This is a genomic window from Halioxenophilus aromaticivorans, assembly GCF_042850945.1.
Lineage (GTDB): Bacteria > Pseudomonadota > Gammaproteobacteria > Pseudomonadales > Cellvibrionaceae > Halioxenophilus > Halioxenophilus aromaticivorans.
This window is the reverse complement of record NZ_AP031496.1, coordinates 318720-333445: the sequence shown is the minus strand read 5'-3', so window position 1 is coordinate 333445 and position 14726 is coordinate 318720. Positions and strand designations below refer to the sequence as shown.

General features: G+C 48.6%; 16 protein-coding genes. 3 read left to right on the top strand and 13 right to left on the bottom strand.

Going from position 1 to position 14726, the window contains the following annotated elements; genetic code table 11:
- Positions 1–21 precede the first annotated feature (21 nt).
- Positions 22–1173 carry an alpha/beta hydrolase gene (locus ACGHM3_RS01660; protein ID WP_345426823.1) on the top strand — a complete coding sequence of 384 codons (1152 nt, stop codon included), beginning with the start codon at positions 22–24 and terminating at the stop codon, positions 1171–1173.
- On the top strand, positions 1173–1577 hold the full coding sequence (locus ACGHM3_RS01655; protein WP_345426825.1) for a VOC family protein: 405 nt from the start codon (positions 1173–1175) through the stop codon (positions 1575–1577). Before ACGHM3_RS01660 ends, ACGHM3_RS01655 begins: the two co-directional genes overlap by 1 nt.
- 60 nt (positions 1578–1637) lie before the next feature.
- Here ACGHM3_RS01655 and ACGHM3_RS01650 read toward each other — a convergent pair whose 3' ends face one another.
- The 9 genes from ACGHM3_RS01650 to ACGHM3_RS01610 form a co-directional block, all read right to left on the bottom strand.
- Positions 1638–2621: a fumarylacetoacetate hydrolase family protein gene (locus ACGHM3_RS01650; RefSeq protein WP_345426827.1), complete on the bottom strand. Its 984-nt coding sequence runs from the start codon at positions 2619–2621 to the stop codon at positions 1638–1640.
- 10 nt (positions 2622–2631) lie between these two features.
- On the bottom strand, positions 2632–3375 hold the full coding sequence (locus ACGHM3_RS01645) for an SDR family oxidoreductase (RefSeq protein ID WP_345426829.1): 744 nt from the start codon (positions 3373–3375) through the stop codon (positions 2632–2634).
- A 104-nt stretch (positions 3376–3479) separates the two neighbouring features.
- Positions 3480–4127 carry a zinc-binding dehydrogenase gene (locus ACGHM3_RS01640; RefSeq protein ID WP_345426831.1) on the bottom strand — a complete coding sequence of 216 codons (648 nt, stop codon included), beginning with the start codon at positions 4125–4127 and terminating at the stop codon, positions 3480–3482.
- Complete coding sequence (locus ACGHM3_RS01635; protein WP_345426833.1) at positions 4124–4534, bottom strand: alcohol dehydrogenase catalytic domain-containing protein; 411 nt, start codon at positions 4532–4534, stop codon at positions 4124–4126. The genes ACGHM3_RS01640 and ACGHM3_RS01635 overlap by 4 nt, the downstream gene beginning before the upstream one ends.
- Before the next feature lie 2 nt (positions 4535–4536).
- Positions 4537–5454 (bottom strand): LysR family transcriptional regulator, encoded by a 918-nt coding sequence (locus ACGHM3_RS01630; protein ID WP_345426835.1) that lies wholly within the window; start codon positions 5452–5454, stop codon positions 4537–4539.
- A gap of 84 nt (positions 5455–5538) precedes the next feature.
- Positions 5539–6318, bottom strand: a complete 780-nt coding sequence (locus tag ACGHM3_RS01625) for a glucose 1-dehydrogenase (RefSeq protein WP_345426838.1) — start codon at positions 6316–6318, stop codon at positions 5539–5541.
- Positions 6315–7442 carry an FAD-dependent oxidoreductase gene (locus ACGHM3_RS01620; RefSeq protein ID WP_345426840.1) on the bottom strand — a complete coding sequence of 376 codons (1128 nt, stop codon included), beginning with the start codon at positions 7440–7442 and terminating at the stop codon, positions 6315–6317. Before ACGHM3_RS01620 ends, ACGHM3_RS01625 begins: the two co-directional genes overlap by 4 nt.
- A 19-nt stretch (positions 7443–7461) precedes the next feature.
- A complete protein-coding gene (locus ACGHM3_RS01615) occupies positions 7462–7809 on the bottom strand; it encodes a Rieske 2Fe-2S domain-containing protein (protein ID WP_345426842.1) in 348 nt (115 codons plus the stop codon).
- A gap of 4 nt (positions 7810–7813) precedes the next feature.
- A complete protein-coding gene (locus ACGHM3_RS01610) occupies positions 7814–8749 on the bottom strand; it encodes a VOC family protein (protein WP_345426869.1) in 936 nt (311 codons plus the stop codon).
- A gap of 417 nt (positions 8750–9166) precedes the next feature.
- Here ACGHM3_RS01610 and ACGHM3_RS01605 point away from each other — a divergent pair, with 417 nt between their 5' ends.
- Complete coding sequence (locus ACGHM3_RS01605; RefSeq protein WP_345426845.1) at positions 9167–11593, top strand: TonB-dependent receptor; 2427 nt, start codon at positions 9167–9169, stop codon at positions 11591–11593.
- A gap of 55 nt (positions 11594–11648) precedes the next feature.
- Here the strand turns inward: ACGHM3_RS01605 and ACGHM3_RS01600 are convergent, their stop codons facing one another.
- From ACGHM3_RS01600 to ACGHM3_RS01585, 4 genes are all read right to left on the bottom strand, one after another.
- On the bottom strand, positions 11649–12311 hold the full coding sequence (locus ACGHM3_RS01600) for a prepilin-type N-terminal cleavage/methylation domain-containing protein (protein WP_345426847.1): 663 nt from the start codon (positions 12309–12311) through the stop codon (positions 11649–11651).
- A gap of 84 nt (positions 12312–12395) precedes the next feature.
- The gene (locus ACGHM3_RS01595) at positions 12396–13079 is read right to left on the bottom strand and encodes a prepilin-type N-terminal cleavage/methylation domain-containing protein (protein WP_345426849.1); all 684 of its coding nucleotides are present in this window, start codon (positions 13077–13079) and stop codon (positions 12396–12398) included.
- Positions 13072–14172 (bottom strand): hypothetical protein, encoded by a 1101-nt coding sequence (locus ACGHM3_RS01590; RefSeq protein ID WP_345426851.1) that lies wholly within the window; start codon positions 14170–14172, stop codon positions 13072–13074. Before ACGHM3_RS01590 ends, ACGHM3_RS01595 begins: the two co-directional genes overlap by 8 nt.
- Positions 14173–14317: 145 nt before the next feature.
- Positions 14318–14584 carry a hypothetical protein gene (locus ACGHM3_RS01585; protein ID WP_345426853.1) on the bottom strand — a complete coding sequence of 89 codons (267 nt, stop codon included), beginning with the start codon at positions 14582–14584 and terminating at the stop codon, positions 14318–14320.
- Positions 14585–14726 lie beyond the last annotated feature (142 nt).

Genomic DNA, 14726 nt, shown 5'->3' with positions numbered 1-14726 from the left:
TAAAAAATACTGGAGTAAACAATGTTTGAGCCCTTTCCCGGCAATTATGTTTGGAATTTACAAACCAACCTGACTCTGATTTGTGGTGGCAACCACGGTGAAGTGGACGAAGCTAATCGCCCTATTATGGATGCCGCTAAGAATGGTGATGATGCCGGTACCGAAGTCATGTTTGATAGCTGGCTAAAGGTGGCCCAGCAGGTTGAAGCTAACGCATTGGCAGATGAACAAGAGGGATACAAGCTCTCAGCGGGTACCAAATACGGCCGCGCCTGTACTTATTATCTGTCCGCAGAACGTATGCAATCTCGTGATTACGCGCCACGCTGGGAAGCCTACGCCAAAGGCCTGGACATGTTTAAAAAGTACGTTAAATGCCGCGGCTTGCATGTTGACTTTGTTGAGATCCCCTACGGTGATTCCTCGTTCACTGGTTCGTTTTATCACGATGGTAGCGGTACCCCCAGGCCAACTCTGGTGTCCTGCAACGGTCTGGACTCCATGAAGGAACAAATCATTCTGGGAGGTCACGGCCAATCTAACCTTGAGCGCGGTATCAATACGTTGTTTATTGATCAACCAGGAACCGGCGAGGCGCTGCGTCTAAGAGAATTAACCGCAGTGTACAATACCGAAGCCTGGGCAACGCCGGCGCTAGAATATTTGCAAACACGCAGCGACGTCATCGGCAATAAAATTGGCATGTTCGGTTTGTCCCTTGGTGGCTACTACGCGCCGCGCGCCGCGGCCAATGAACCTCGTTTTGCCCTGTGTGCGGTTATGGGCGCCAACCATGTTTGGGGCCAGCGCCAGCACGAACGCTTAGAGCGTGAAGGTGAAAACCCCGTACCTCACTACTGGGATCACGTTTTATGGGTATGGGGTAAAGACAACATGGACAGCTTTATGGCCGATATGGACAAGGTAACCTTGGACGGTCAAATCGAGAAGATGACCATGCCCTTCCTTGTTACCCATGGCGAAGGCGACCGACAAATCCCGGTAAACAATGCCCATCGTTCCTACGATCAAGCCGTGAACAGCAGCAAAAGGCACCTTAGAATTTTTACCAAAAAAGACTTTGAAATTGAGCACTGTGGCGCGGATAACGGCACCGGTATGCGAGATTACATAGCCGACTGGTGTGCTGCTACCTTTAACGAGATGGATTAATGGATTTACGATTTCATCACGGCGGTGTGAACGTTCCAAACCTCGAACAAGCGATTACCTGGTACCGCGAGGTACTGGGCTTTGAGCTTGAAAGAACCTTTGAGATACCGCCGGCCAACGCAAAAGTGGCCATAGTAAGAAACGGTGATTTAAGGTTCGAAATATTCTGCAAGCCCGATTCTCGTCCACTGCCGGACGAGCGCCGTATGCCAATAACAGACTTAAACACCTGTGGTAATAAACACGTGGCGTTTCAGGTGGATGACTTTGAAGCGACGATTGCGGAACTGGAAAATAAAAACGCCGATATAGCGTTTATCGTCCGGGAGGATTTTGGCAAAGGCTGTTTTATACGAGACTGTGCGGGCAACTTGATAGAAATTGTGGAAGAACCCAGATCGTAACCCATTAAAAAAGGCCTTCAACTGAAGGCCTTTTTCCGTTATTGGTTTTGATGTAGAACATCATTTAGAACAGGGCACCATCTTGTGATAAATTGCCCCGAACACCGAGCCGCCGTCTTCACCGAACACCTCAAAACGCATGCGCTCGCCATACTTCAAGAATTCCGTTCTGCATTCGCCAAACTCGATGATATCCAGCGCGCGCCGTTCGGCTAAGCATGCGGAGCCAACGGTTTTCCAATCTTTGCTAGACACCGTGCCAGAGCCGATAATGGTGCCAGCCCCCAGGTTTCTGTTGTAGGATAAGTGGCTAAGGATCTCACCGTAGCTGAAATCCATACCGGCGCCATTGGGGTTGCCAAACCATTCGCCGTTACGCTGTACGTTCATATCCAGGTGAATTCTTCCATCTCTCCAAGAGGAGCCCAGCTCATCCGGCGTTACCGCAACCGGTGCAAAAACCGTAGCAGGCTTGGCATTAATAAAACCAAAGCCCATTTCCAGTTCGCGAAACAAATGCGCACGCATACTGACATCATTGATGATGGTAACAAGCTTGATGTGTGGCTCTATTTCTTCCGGGCTTAGCCCCATGGGTACATCATCGACGATGACCGCGTATTCACCTTCAAAATCGCAGTTGTCTTCTTCCTTGGGAAAAGGATAATCCTCATGAGGGCCTAAAAAATCGTCGCTTTGGCGCTGTACAATAATTGGGATGCCTGGCGTCTTTTTTACGTCCAGATCGTAGGCTTGCTCCATGATATTGCCGTGATTTAAAAACGCGGACGCATCCACAAACTGGTGGCAGCGCGGCAAGGGAGCCATGGTTTTTTCTGGGTTAAATTTGAAGGACTCCTTCAAACTGCCATCGTTTAGATGTTTGTATTTTTGAGTTAACGCAGTTTCTACATCGGCCCAGTTTTCGATAGCCTCTATCATGGTGTCGACTATAGAGCTTGCGTACACAGCTTGGGTCAAGTCTTTGGATACAATTAACAGGCGTCCGTCTCGCGTGCCATTGTTTAAAGTCGCTAGTTTCATTTTTATAATCCTAAAATTGTATACCGCCATCGCAATTGATGGATTGCCCGGTTACAAAGCCGCAGGCCTCTGATGTTAAAAAAAGCATTGCCCCTACCAGGTCTTTTGGCTCTTCCGTGGTATTGATAAGTTGTTGGTGGCGAACAGCATCAAACAATTCTGGGGGCAAGTTTTTGGCGGATTCCGGGGTTTTGGTTAAGCCCGGGGATAACGCGTTGCAGAGAATGCCGTCGTTGCCGAACTCCGCTGCCAGGGCCCGAGTTAATCCAATACCGGCCATTTTGGTGGTAACGTAACTGGTAAAGCCTGGCATTGGTGAGCCAGTGGTACTGGAAGCAATTTGTAATATACGGCCGTATTTGCGCTCTTGCATACCGGGCGTAAAATGTTGAGCCAACAAAAAAGCGGCCTCAACATTGATGGCTTCAAATTTTCTAAAGGTCTCTAAGGTGAGTTCGGCAAAAGGGATAACCGGCATAAAGGCCGCATTATTAATTAAGATATCGCACCTTTCAAAACGGCTCAGCACGTTATCGGCAAAAACGGCGATGGCACGAGCGTCGCTCAAATCACAGATTTCACTGAACGCTTTTTGGCCTAGGGTTTGAATTTCTGCTACCACAGAGGACGCATCGTTGATGTCGGCTATCGCCACATCACAACCATTCTTAGCCAACGCCAGTGCGAAGGCTTTACCCAGTGCGCCGGCAGCACCGGTTATCACTGCCACCCTTCCGGTGTGACTGTTTGCCATATTCTACTCCTCAGTATTGCTGATTATTATCATTGTTATTTTAAAGCGGGTAGTATTAGACAGATATTTGTTTTGGTGAATTATCCCTATTGCGTAGGCGAATGTTAGGGGTTGCTCCAATCAATAACACCGCCCACCAAACTGGCGTCGCGTGCGGTGACTTGCTGGTAGGCCTTTGGTAGGTCTTGCCATTGAAACCGGTGAGTTATCAGTGGCGCTAGGTCGATACGGTTAAGCGATATGAGCTTTAAAAAGGTGGTTATGTCATCCAAGCTTGTGTTGTATTGATGGCTCTCTGTTTTATTGACATCACCATCATATTGAGGTGGCCACCGCTGTTTTATTTTTAAATCGCTTCTAAAGAGCGCGTAGGGCTTGGAATTTACATAACCACCGATAAGCGTGGCCCCTTTCATCATCAAACCTTGAGCAATGTTGGGCAGGGTTTCACCGTCACCCTGGGACAGCATCATTAGCCGGCCTTGTTCAGCCAGTAATTCCACGGCTTGCTCTAGGGTTCGGCGGGCACCGGTTGCCTCAAATACCACGGGTATAGTGGCTAAATCGTAATCGCTTAGTGCTTGGGTTAGGGCCTGATGTGAAGAGGCGGTGTTAACTGCGCAATCTGCGCCCAGGCTACGCGCAAGCGCCAGCCGGTTATCGTCGAAATCGCTGCAGATTATGGGGCCAGCACCGATGGCTTTAGCCAGCGCGGTTGTCAGTAAGCCCACCAAGCCTTGGCCTAGAATCACGCAGGGCTCGCCCAGTGTAAGGTTAGTACGCCGTATTCCGTACAGTGGGTGTGAGCCAAATTAAAAAAGGCTGCCGCGTCTGCTGGGCAGCCGCTAGGCACCTTAGCAAGCATTCGATGGTCGAGGTTTTGCACTTTGGCGTGGGTGGTCGTTGCCACGACTTTGTCGCCAACACAAAAACCCCGTACAGCCTCACCAATCTGTGTAATTTCGCCACAGAGGCTGTAACCCAGTGGCTGCGGCAAAGGCAGTATGTGGCCAGCGATGAGTTCACTTTCAGTGCCTGCACTAATGGTGCTGTACAGTGCTTTAACTTGTACCTCGCCGGGTGCTGGTGGCCCTATCTCTTGTTGTACCAACTGCACTTGGTGATCGACAGTGATCTGTGCAAATACGCTCTCAACCAACTCTACGCTCCATTAAATTGCTCGGCGTGGTTAATAATTTTCGTTCTTAACCACTGTATGCCAGGGTCTAAATCTCGGAATTTATGCCACTGCACTCCCCAAGGGATGGTGGGCATGTCCACCGGTGTCGGTACCATTTTTAACGGCAGATATTTTGTCCAGGTTTCGGCAAGGTGGCGGTAAACCGTGGCGATTCGTTGAGTGCCCACCAAGTATTGCGGTATGGCACCGAAGGTTGAGGCAACGATCTCTACGTTGGGCTCAAGCCCGTGCTGTTCTTTTAATATCACCTGGTCTTGGCTCAGTGTTCTCTGTGAACCAAAGCGCACCGAAACATGGCCTAAATCCAAGAATTGTTTAACGGAAATAGAGTCGTTTATGGCTGAGTTTTTATCCCACGCAATACACGCAAACCCTTCATCAAACAGGTGTTGCGTTGGGTGGCTGCTGGACAGCACATGCTCTGGCATGATTAAAAAGTCCACCTCCCCTTGTTCGAGTTTTTCCCAGGGATTATTGGTTGGAGCGTAAAACTCTAAGCACACACCTGGCGCCACGTTGGCTAGTTGTTCAACCATGCCCGCCATGAAAGTGGTGGATGTGTAATCGCTCATTAATAAGCGAAAATTACGGTTGGATTCAGCCTCGTTAAATTCTAAGCGCCGCTCTACGGTAGCTTGAATTTGCAGCAAAATATTGTGCACCGGTGCTTGTAGGCTTTCTCCCAAGGGAGTTGGCATCATCTGCGCGCCCACACGGACTAACAGCTCGTCATCAAAAAAATCTCGCAGCCTGGCCAGCGCGCCGCTGGTGGCCGGTTGGCTTAGGTGCATACGCTCGGCAGCTCGGGTGATGCTGCGCTCGGATAAAAGCGCATCTAAAGCCACTAATAAATTCAGATCCAGGCGATTTAGGCGCATGGTTGGTTCCTTGTTAAACAATTACCGTAACTAATGATTGAGCCGTTTTCAGCTTCTAAGTTTGAGGTTAATCGGCTTTTTTACCTAGTTTCCATCGGTAATTAGTGTGCCACCGTCTGCTACCAAGGTTTGCCCGGTGATAAAAGCGGCACCTGGTGACAGTAAAAATACCGCCAATGCTGCAATTTCATCTGGTTGCCCTACACGCCTTAGTGGCGTCATGGCCAAGCGCCGTGCCATAAAGTCCTCATCCACCAGCAGATGTTTAGACAACGGTGTTTCAATAAGCCCAGGGGCGATGGTGTTGACTCTAATATTGTCTGGGCCAAGCTCCACGGCCAGGTTTCTCGCTAACTGCCCCAGTGCCGCTTTGGTAACGCCGTAACCGCCAATGGCTTTGTTACCGCGTTGCCCGGCGATACTACCGACAAATAAAATGACACCATCGTGATTAGCCTGCATTACCGGCGCCAAGGCTTGGGTGAGCCATAAATTGGCGCTCAGGTTGACATCCAGTGTTTTTTGCCAGTTTTGCTGGCTCACTTGCAGCAGTGATCCAACGTGCCCTTCCATGCCCGCACAACATACCAAACCGTAGATTGAGTTGGATTGCTCAAATGTGACATCGACTAATCTTTGTATCGATTCTTTATCGGCCAAATTGGCATCGAAAGTAACCAGTCTATCTTGGGGGAAATCACCGTTGTTCACCAGGTCATTACGTAGACTGGTTAGATCTTTTGGTGATTGATCTGTTGCGATCACACAGGCACCCGCTGCCAGTAAATCTTGGACGACGGCTCGGCCGATACCACCGCAGCTACCCGTGACTAGAACAGTTTTGCCGCTAAGATTATTGGTCATACCGGCGCTAACAGTGCTGAAATGGTTAGGGCCATAATTTGGGTGTGTTCCTGGGGCGAGCCGCCTTCGATCTCGATTTCTCCCAAGCGATGAGAGTTAGCAACAATCATGCGGCAGCGTTCCCAGCGCCGGTTTTGAAACCGTTCCAATCCGCTGATTAACTCGCCTCCCTTACTTAACTCATCGGCCAATACCACGGCGTCTTCGTGGCCCATGCCCGCGCCAGATGCCAGGTGCGGCGTGGTTGCGTGCACACAATCGCCGATAAGCAGTAAACGGCCGCGATACCAGGGCCTTGGCATTAACATGCCCTCAAGCGGCCGATAAAGAATCTGAGAGGAATCGGTAAGCGTCGCACTAATATCTCGCGTTATTGGCGAGGTATATTCTGCCAACAAGGCGTTCAACTGCGGTAAAAGTTGGTCGTCTGGTATGCGCTCTTTGGTTGGCCGGGCTTGGGTGTAGTAAAGGTACATTTCGTCCTCCGACACCGGCGTAAAACCAAATTTGCTGTTCTTACCGAGGTATTGCATGGAGTTTTTGACACCAAACCGTGGAATCACTGCCCGCCAAACGCCCTGCCCTGTGTATTTAGGCTCCTGCGCTCCAGGGAAATAGTCCCTCCGTACACTGGAAAACACACCGTCGGCGCCGATCACCAGGTCAAAATTGTCGTCGCTTCCATCACTGAAGGTTACCCTTGCCTGGTCTTCACCATCACTGATGCTGGTGTAAGTAACACCCAGTTTTACAGAGATATCCATGGAACGAACAACCTCACCCATGGCTTTGGCAAAGGCTGGTCGCATGGTACCGCCACCGCCTACGATATCGCTGCCGGGGACCTTAGGCATGGGTATCTGCTTTAATAAGTCGCCTTTTGCGTCAAACACGTCTAGCGCTTCGTGAAGACAGCCATTTTGTAAGAATACCGGTAGCAATCCCAGTGCTTCGATGGCTCTCATGGACGGGCCGCTTACGGTAATGCCAGCGCCATCCGTACGCCAATTTGGGTCTATCTCTATTAGCGTGACTTCAACACCGATGCGAGACAGTGCAATCGCCGCCGACATCCCAGAAAAACCACCACCGATAATTAAGGCGCTTTTGATCGGTATACTCATTCAAATACTCCACAACTTTTTATTGTTTTAGCCAGTACAGTACGCCATCGTCATTAATAACCGTTGCGCTGGTGAGCTGTTGTTCTTTACAGGGGCCGGCCACACATTGGCCATTGGCTATTGAAAAATGTGCACCATGGCCACTGCAGACAATCTTGGTTTTGTCCGGGTTTAGAAATCGATCCTTTTTCCAGCAAAGGGATGTGCCCTCATATCCTTTATGTGGGCAAGCATTTAGGTAAGCAAAATACGTGTTGCCTTGCCTCACCACAAAGAGCTGATCTTTACCGGTATTAAGTGGATCGGAACCCCGGGCGTCGCCGATAGGTATATCGGCGAGTAAGCCAAGCTTTATTTTTTTATCCACCGTGCTAGTGCGGATCGCCGCCGGGCTGCCAATTTTCTACCAGAGTAAAATTAAAGATCTGCGATGTATCCTTAGCGGCATCAACGGCTCGCGGCTGCCAGTTATCATCGTGTAGATCCATATCGGCATCCAGCTCAAAGTGCACATTCATTGGGCTATTAAAATACCAAAAATAATTGGAGCCAAAGATGTGTCGCCCTGGCCCCCAAAAGGTTTCGTAGCCTTTATCTTGGAATTGTTTGCCCGCCCGCAATAATTCACTGGGGCCGGCCATATGGAAGGTGAAGTGCTCTACACCTTGCATTTCTGGCGGTGTTTCGATCAAAAACAGACAGTGGTGATCCAAGGTACCCTGTGGGCGTAGAAATGGCCCCAAATTAGTAAAGCGATCTGCCACACGAAAACCTAAACGATCTATGTAAAAACTCTCGGCTTTTTTAACGTCGGGGACAAAGTACACAACATGAGATAACGTAATAGGAGTCGGTGTGCCGGCATCTGGGTCTGCGCCGATTTCGTTTACTGCCCGGCCACCAATGGCTCCGGGAGAATTAATTTTTTCGCCGTTTAGCTGTAATTTTTTACGAACAGTCACTCGAAACCCAAGGCAAAAGCCGCTGTCATCTGTGGTTTCAATTGAGCCATCCGCAAGTCGTTCAACAGACCTGTCTTTCGATAACTCATCATAAACAGCCTGCAGTGTGGCAGTGTCAGCAACACCGTAAATGGTTTTTCGAAGGGAGCTATTGGTGGCTAAGGGTTTAGGAAGGTTCTGGTCATCTACGGAGCGAATCATTACGCTTGTGCCGTCTAAAGCTGCGAATTCACCACCGCTTTCCGAGACGTCCTGCGCGATAAGTCCGGCATCTTGTAGGTATTCATTGCAGGCGACGGTGTCTTCGACACCAAAAACTAGGCAATCTAGGCCGACTATTTCCATCACTAATTATCCGCTTTATGGTTTTTAATGTGCTTACCTGCGCAGTCTAAGTAGGCAACAGGCGGTTAACAAATAGTTACCATCAATACGCCACATCGGCGTAATGAATGGCTAGCCATAAATAGAAGGCAATGTGGTGGTTAGTAAAAGTTCGGCCACAATATTTAATAAAAACAATGGCTTAAGTGTGCTAATTGCTTCATGGCCAGCGTCTATGCCGCTGTGCAGAAGTAGGTTTTTGAGGGGATCGCGTCGAAGCTCTATAAGGGCATTGAATAGCCGGTATTTGTAAGAACAATTATTGACGGTGAATATGAGCTGATAACCTGAACGCCTCAGTAAACGCTGTTGCAGGTAATTGTTATCCCTCAAAAGTGCTTACGACATACTAAAAATAATAGTAAGAGGTTTATCAGCATGCATTGCAAGCCCCGCTCCATCTCCACCACCTTGGCATCGATGGTGTTCGCACCGCTAAGCGTTGCCATTCAGGCGGAATCTCAATTAGAAGAAATTGTTGTTACTGCACAACGTAAGGCGGAATCATTACAAGATGCTGCTATTGCCATTGAAGCCGTTACCGGGCAAGGACTTCAAAAAAGTGGTATCACCAACGCTTACGAACTTAGTAAGGCCGTGCCAGCACTGACGATCAATAATGGCGGTGGTGGCGCTTCGGCGCTGTATATTCGCGGTGTTGGCAATAGAACCAATAGCGCATACATAGACCCGGCGGTGGCGATGAGCTACGACGGCGTATTTATGGGCCGCGCCTCTGCGGCCAGCGGCTCCAGTTTTTATGACCTGGAACGTGTAGAAGTACTGAAAGGCCCCCAAGGAACACTCTATGGCCGCAACGCCACAGGCGGCGCCATTAATATTCTGCCTGCCAAACCGGTTTTAGGTGAGACCTCTGGTTTTGCTACCTTAGAAGGCGGTAATTTTAACAACACTCAGATCCAAGCGGGTATCAATATCGCCCTTGGCGATAACACCGCTCTGCGCTTTGCGGGCAACAATAAAGAACGCGATGGCTACAATGATGATGGTACCTCTGACGACGATACCCAGTCTTTTCGTGCGCAGCTGTTAACCGAGCCCAGTGATGCGTTGTCAATACGCATTGGTTTTGATTACACAGATATCGGCGGTGTTGGTAGCGGCGCTACCTATACGGGCAATTACATGTCCCAGGGACTTGGCGATTACGCTTTGGTGGAATCGGGTTTGGATATTGATGCCGGCATGAATACCGCACAAGCTAACGCCTATCGTACAACCTTATTGGGCGCTCCAGGCTTTGGCTTTTTAAATCCCATCCAAGATAACTGGTATGTTGATAACCAATTTTTTGGTGTTAACGCTGAAATAACCTATGAATTGGACAGTGGCACACTGACGCTAATCTCCGCGTGGAGAAAAAGCGAGCAGGATTCAAAATTTGGGGTGCCCGGCTTTAACAGTGGTTGGTTTACCGAAGAGGACGACCAAGCGTCGGTGGAAGTGCGATATAGCAGCAGTATTGGGGAAACCGCTGATTATATCGTTGGAGCCTATTACATAGAAGAAAGTATTAAGGGCGATAACACCTTTAACCAGGAATATGTGTTACCACTCCAAGAATTCTCTCAAGATTCAGAATCTTTAGCAGCCTTTGGTCAGTTTACTTGGCACCTGGCGGATGATCTTCGTTTGGTAACCGGTGCCCGCTACACCAAAGACGAAAAAACCATGCAAGGCGCTATTGATAACTACATTACTTTCTGTGGTGCACCGCCGCCCGGGCTGGTAACCCCGCCGGACTCTTTCGCTTTGGGCTGTGCCACATCGGGTAATTTGCCAGTTTATCCAACCTTAGACACAGTGGCACAAGCCGATAACTGGTTGGCCGATGAGGGTTGGGCTGCTGCGTTTATACCGGTAAACGATCACGTTACGGTTATTCCGCTGACCACCGGTGTTGGTACCATTTTGCATGTGAATACGGAAACCGATGACTCCTACAGCGAATCCGAGTTTACCTATCGTTTAGCCATGGAATGGGATGTAGGAGAAGATTCCATGCTGTACGCCAGCTATGAGACTGGCTACCGCAGTGGTGGCTTCCAATTGGCTGCTGCCCCCACCTACGACCCTGAGTATTTAGATGCATTTACCATTGGCTCTAAGAACCGCTTCTTTAACAATACCCTGCAACTCAACGCCGAACTATTCTACTGGCAGTATGAAGATCAGCAAATCAGCTATTTCACGTTGGCTGACGGCGTATTGGAAAACCTAACGGATAATGTGGGCAGCGCCACCAGCAAAGGTGTGGACATTGATGCAATTTGGGCCGTGGCCGAAGCAACAACGTTGAATTTTAAAGCTCAGTACTTAAACGCAACCTACGACGATCTACACTTTGAATCGGCGCCGCCGCGAGACAACATTAACTGCCCTAGCACAATCACTGGTGCGACCAGCGACGGAACACCAACGTTGGATTTTAACTGCTCAGGCAACGATGCTGTGTTTTCACCGGAGCTGACTTTAGGGTTGGGTATTGAGCAGGTTGTAAATCTGGGCAGCGTTGACTTGATCGCCAGCCTAAACACACGTTGGGTAGATGACCAAGTTACAGGGTTCTGGAACCTTGAGCATGAGCGTATAGAGGCCTACACAACCACCGACCTTTCTTTAACGCTGGAGGCGACTTCAGGCAAATGGAGTGTAACTGGGTACGGCCTTAATTTAGAAGACGAACGCAGAATTGAAGCAACACAGGCTTCCCCTATGGGCATGGCAATGACCACCTACGGTGCGCCGTTAACCTATGGCTTGCGTTTGAACGTAAATTTTTAAGAAGTGACTGGGAGAATCCTAAAACGGCATCCTGCCGTTTTAGGATATTGAGGGATTACACTTGAGTACAAACGGTGTAACTTAAATCGTCGCTGTATTCGGTGGCTAAAGCTGAATTATTAGGGTTACGATTACCGTTGCCTTGGGTTGCGCGGGTTTTTCCGGATGCACCTAAACCATCGTCCATTTGGGTATCTATAGCACGTGCAGATTTCCCGGGCACCTGGCTTAAACACACCTTTAAGCCCTGTAAGCCGCCATTAACTGGCTGGGATACAACCGCAATTAAACCACCAAAGGCATTTCTTGGTAGTGCCTGCGCTCCACGTAGCCCTACTTCACCGGTGATAAACCCTGCAGCACGTAAATGTTGCCAGAAAGCTTCAGCTTCACCTGTGGGCGCCCAAGTTGTATTGCGATTAGCCGTCAACATCCCGTTGCTATCTCCGGAACGATCAACATTTGCCCAATTATCTCCTCGCGTTCGCAATCGCGCCGTGCCTCCATCATCACCAGGAACCCGATTGAACCGATCAATATAAGTGTAATAAGCCGCACTGATACCGTTGATTTCGTTAACTCCGCGTTTCACCTTGGAGTTTTCAATTAATTCGGTACCCTTTAATACACCACCCAACAACAGTCCGATGATGACGAGAACAATGGCAATCTCCACAAGGGTAAAACCGGATTGCTTAGTGGGGTTTTTATGTCGCATTTACGTTACCTGCAATTCTAGTTGGTGTTGTTAATAAAACGGCACTTTTATGGTTAAACGAACCGAGGAATTTGAGTATTAAAATTATAGTTTACCTACACGGGATAATTCTAAAGCGAGTACATTTGGCGATATCCAGCGACAAATGTCATCAAATTCGCTACCAGCGGCTTCTGAAAATTCGGCACGTACAAAACGAATATCTGCATCCGTGTTTTCGCGTTGATTTTGAGAATTAATGGGTTGAGCTCCGTTCTTGCCCAAGGAGCAAATAATTGCGGTGGCATTGTCCGTAATTACTTCATCGGCGGCACAAGAAGAGGCTTGGCAAACCGTATAATCGCCAGAAGATTGATTGACTGTAATTTGATCTGAGAAGGCGCCAGAGTCGAAATTGGTTAGGCTGTACCGGATTGGATTACCCCAAGGATCCGTGGTGATCGAATTGGCATTTTGTAAAGCGTCAAACCCCAAGGTATTGCCAGGAATAAATCCGTGCTCTTGGGTGCAATTGGTCGTGGCCCCGTTAGGTGCCGCTAGGCCGTTTGAGGCGGTTGTTGCTGGGCATGGTAAGCGGTCATTCAAAATGGCGAAACCCAGTAAGGCTCTATAAATGTCTTCCAATTGCGTTTCAGCTTCCTTTATCTTTTTTTGCTGATGCTGACTGGCCATCGGTGTAATAATGCCGCCCAGTAAAACACCAACAATAACCAATACGATGGCGATTTCGATTAAGGAAAAACCGGATTGCAGTGGGTGTTTAGTCATCGATGAAATAGGTCACGTCGTTGTATAAAGATGAATGCTGGCTTGCAGGTAGATATGAAAACGGAGTAGATGCGTTTGCGTTATTGCCTTCAAAATAGGCACTTAACGTTGTAACTGTGCGTACTTGCCCCACTAAAGGCGTGCCCGGCGACACCAGCATGGCATCGGCAAATTGACCGCCATTGCCAGACACCTCAAGGCAGTCTCCGTTGGTTGGTGCGCAAAAGGAATACAATATTTGGCTGCGCCATTTGTCCTTTTGAGACTGTGTTGGCTCAATTCCAGTAGCGCAGCCCTCGCCCCAATCATTGGGTGACGCGCTATCCATTGGGAAACTGCCTGAAAATAGCCCATCCACACTGTCGCCAGTGCTGGCAAAAAAATTCGCTGCCCACGGATAGGTCCCGCAGGCATCTTTGTATGCCGATAAAAGTGACGCAAGGGAAGCAAGGTTAAACTGTTCAACAACCGGCCAGTAATCGGATTCTACAACTGCTAACACAAGGTCGTTGTTTGTGTCAGATAGCGCTTGCTCAAATACAGTAATATCGCCATTGCTGTTGGTACCCTCAAGATACTGCCTAATCCCAGATGTTGTTCTAGGCTGCCCCGGTAAAGGCTGATTTGCGGATATAACTGCTGCAACCGCTCTACTTCCGTTAATGGTTAACGGCTGTGCCACGCTGATGGATGTGCTGGTGGTAAAATCAACGCCCACGGAATACCAAAACAGTGTTCCACTGGCATCATAAAGTGGTGGTACATTTAACGTTTTGTAGGGTAACCAGCCTACCAAGGCGAAGCATTGCCCCAAACTTAAATTCTCTAGGCCGTCAGGGGGAAAGTCTGTATCTGGGCAAGGTAAGGCACCAATGGTAGTTTCTTTTAATGCATAGCCGAGTAGAGCTTGTTTTGCATTCAACATGCTCAAGCTGTTATTGGCTATCCTGTGTAGCTTGATCTCCGACAGAGAAACTCTACCAACAGCCGCCGTTGTGGCGATGACTAACACCACGGACAGCATTAAAAGCAATACCGCTCCTGACTGGCGCTTTACGTTAGTCGCTAATTTGGTTTGAGTTGAATTTTCCATCGCCTATAGATTTCTAGCTTCGAGGTTTTAGGTTTTAGATTTTAGATTTTAGATTTTAGATTTTAGATTTTAGGTTTTAAGTTTTAAGTTTTAAGTTTTAGGTTTATTAACTCTGGTTTATAGCCTCTGGCTTATAGGTCTGGTCTTATTGGTTTGTATTTAAATAGCTTTCTACGGTTGTTAGGTTTGATTTCAAAGTATGCCCTACTTTTACCTGAACCTTTCCCTGGGAAGTTGATATTAATACCGAGTCTTCGGTATGGGCTAATGCAGTCGCTGTGTCTTTATTACTTTTTTGCCAGGTACCGGGCTGGTTAATCCAAACGTGGCGATCTCCGTTGTCGGAGGTTACAACACCAAAAACCTTCAATGGTTTCTTACGGGCGGATTCTCCGCCGGCTTTTTCATTCACGGCCGTTTTTCTCTCGGTTGAGACTTTTTTCGCGGCCACTATTGCCGCCCTAGATTCCGGTGTTGTCATTAACCGCCCGATCTCGATGTTTGGAATGGCTAGCTCTGCTGAGCAGCGAAACGTGGCAAGCAGTAAACAAATA

Excerpts from the sequence above, each read along its gene's own strand:
- ACGHM3_RS01605 (WP_345426845.1), top strand. The coding sequence starts at position 9,167 with ATGCATTGCAAGCCCCGCTCCATCTCCACCACCTTGGCATCGATGGTG.
- ACGHM3_RS01655 (WP_345426825.1), top strand. The coding sequence starts at position 1,173 with ATGGATTTACGATTTCATCACGGCGGTGTGAACGTTCCAAACCTCGAA.
- ACGHM3_RS01630 (WP_345426835.1), bottom strand. The coding sequence starts at position 5,454 with ATGCGCCTAAATCGCCTGGATCTGAATTTATTAGTGGCTTTAGATGCG.
- ACGHM3_RS01625 (WP_345426838.1), bottom strand. The coding sequence starts at position 6,318 with ATGACCAATAATCTTAGCGGCAAAACTGTTCTAGTCACGGGTAGCTGC.
- ACGHM3_RS01645 (WP_345426829.1), bottom strand. The coding sequence starts at position 3,375 with ATGGCAAACAGTCACACCGGAAGGGTGGCAGTGATAACCGGTGCTGCC.
- ACGHM3_RS01595 (WP_345426849.1), bottom strand. The coding sequence starts at position 13,079 with ATGACTAAACACCCACTGCAATCCGGTTTTTCCTTAATCGAAATCGCC.
- ACGHM3_RS01610 (WP_345426869.1), bottom strand. The coding sequence starts at position 8,749 with ATGGAAATAGTCGGCCTAGATTGCCTAGTTTTTGGTGTCGAAGACACC.
- ACGHM3_RS01600 (WP_345426847.1), bottom strand. The coding sequence starts at position 12,311 with ATGCGACATAAAAACCCCACTAAGCAATCCGGTTTTACCCTTGTGGAG.
- ACGHM3_RS01660 (WP_345426823.1), top strand. The coding sequence starts at position 22 with ATGTTTGAGCCCTTTCCCGGCAATTATGTTTGGAATTTACAAACCAAC.
- ACGHM3_RS01650 (WP_345426827.1), bottom strand. The coding sequence starts at position 2,621 with ATGAAACTAGCGACTTTAAACAATGGCACGCGAGACGGACGCCTGTTA.
- ACGHM3_RS01590 (WP_345426851.1), bottom strand. The coding sequence starts at position 14,172 with ATGGAAAATTCAACTCAAACCAAATTAGCGACTAACGTAAAGCGCCAG.
- ACGHM3_RS01620 (WP_345426840.1), bottom strand. The coding sequence starts at position 7,442 with ATGAGTATACCGATCAAAAGCGCCTTAATTATCGGTGGTGGTTTTTCT.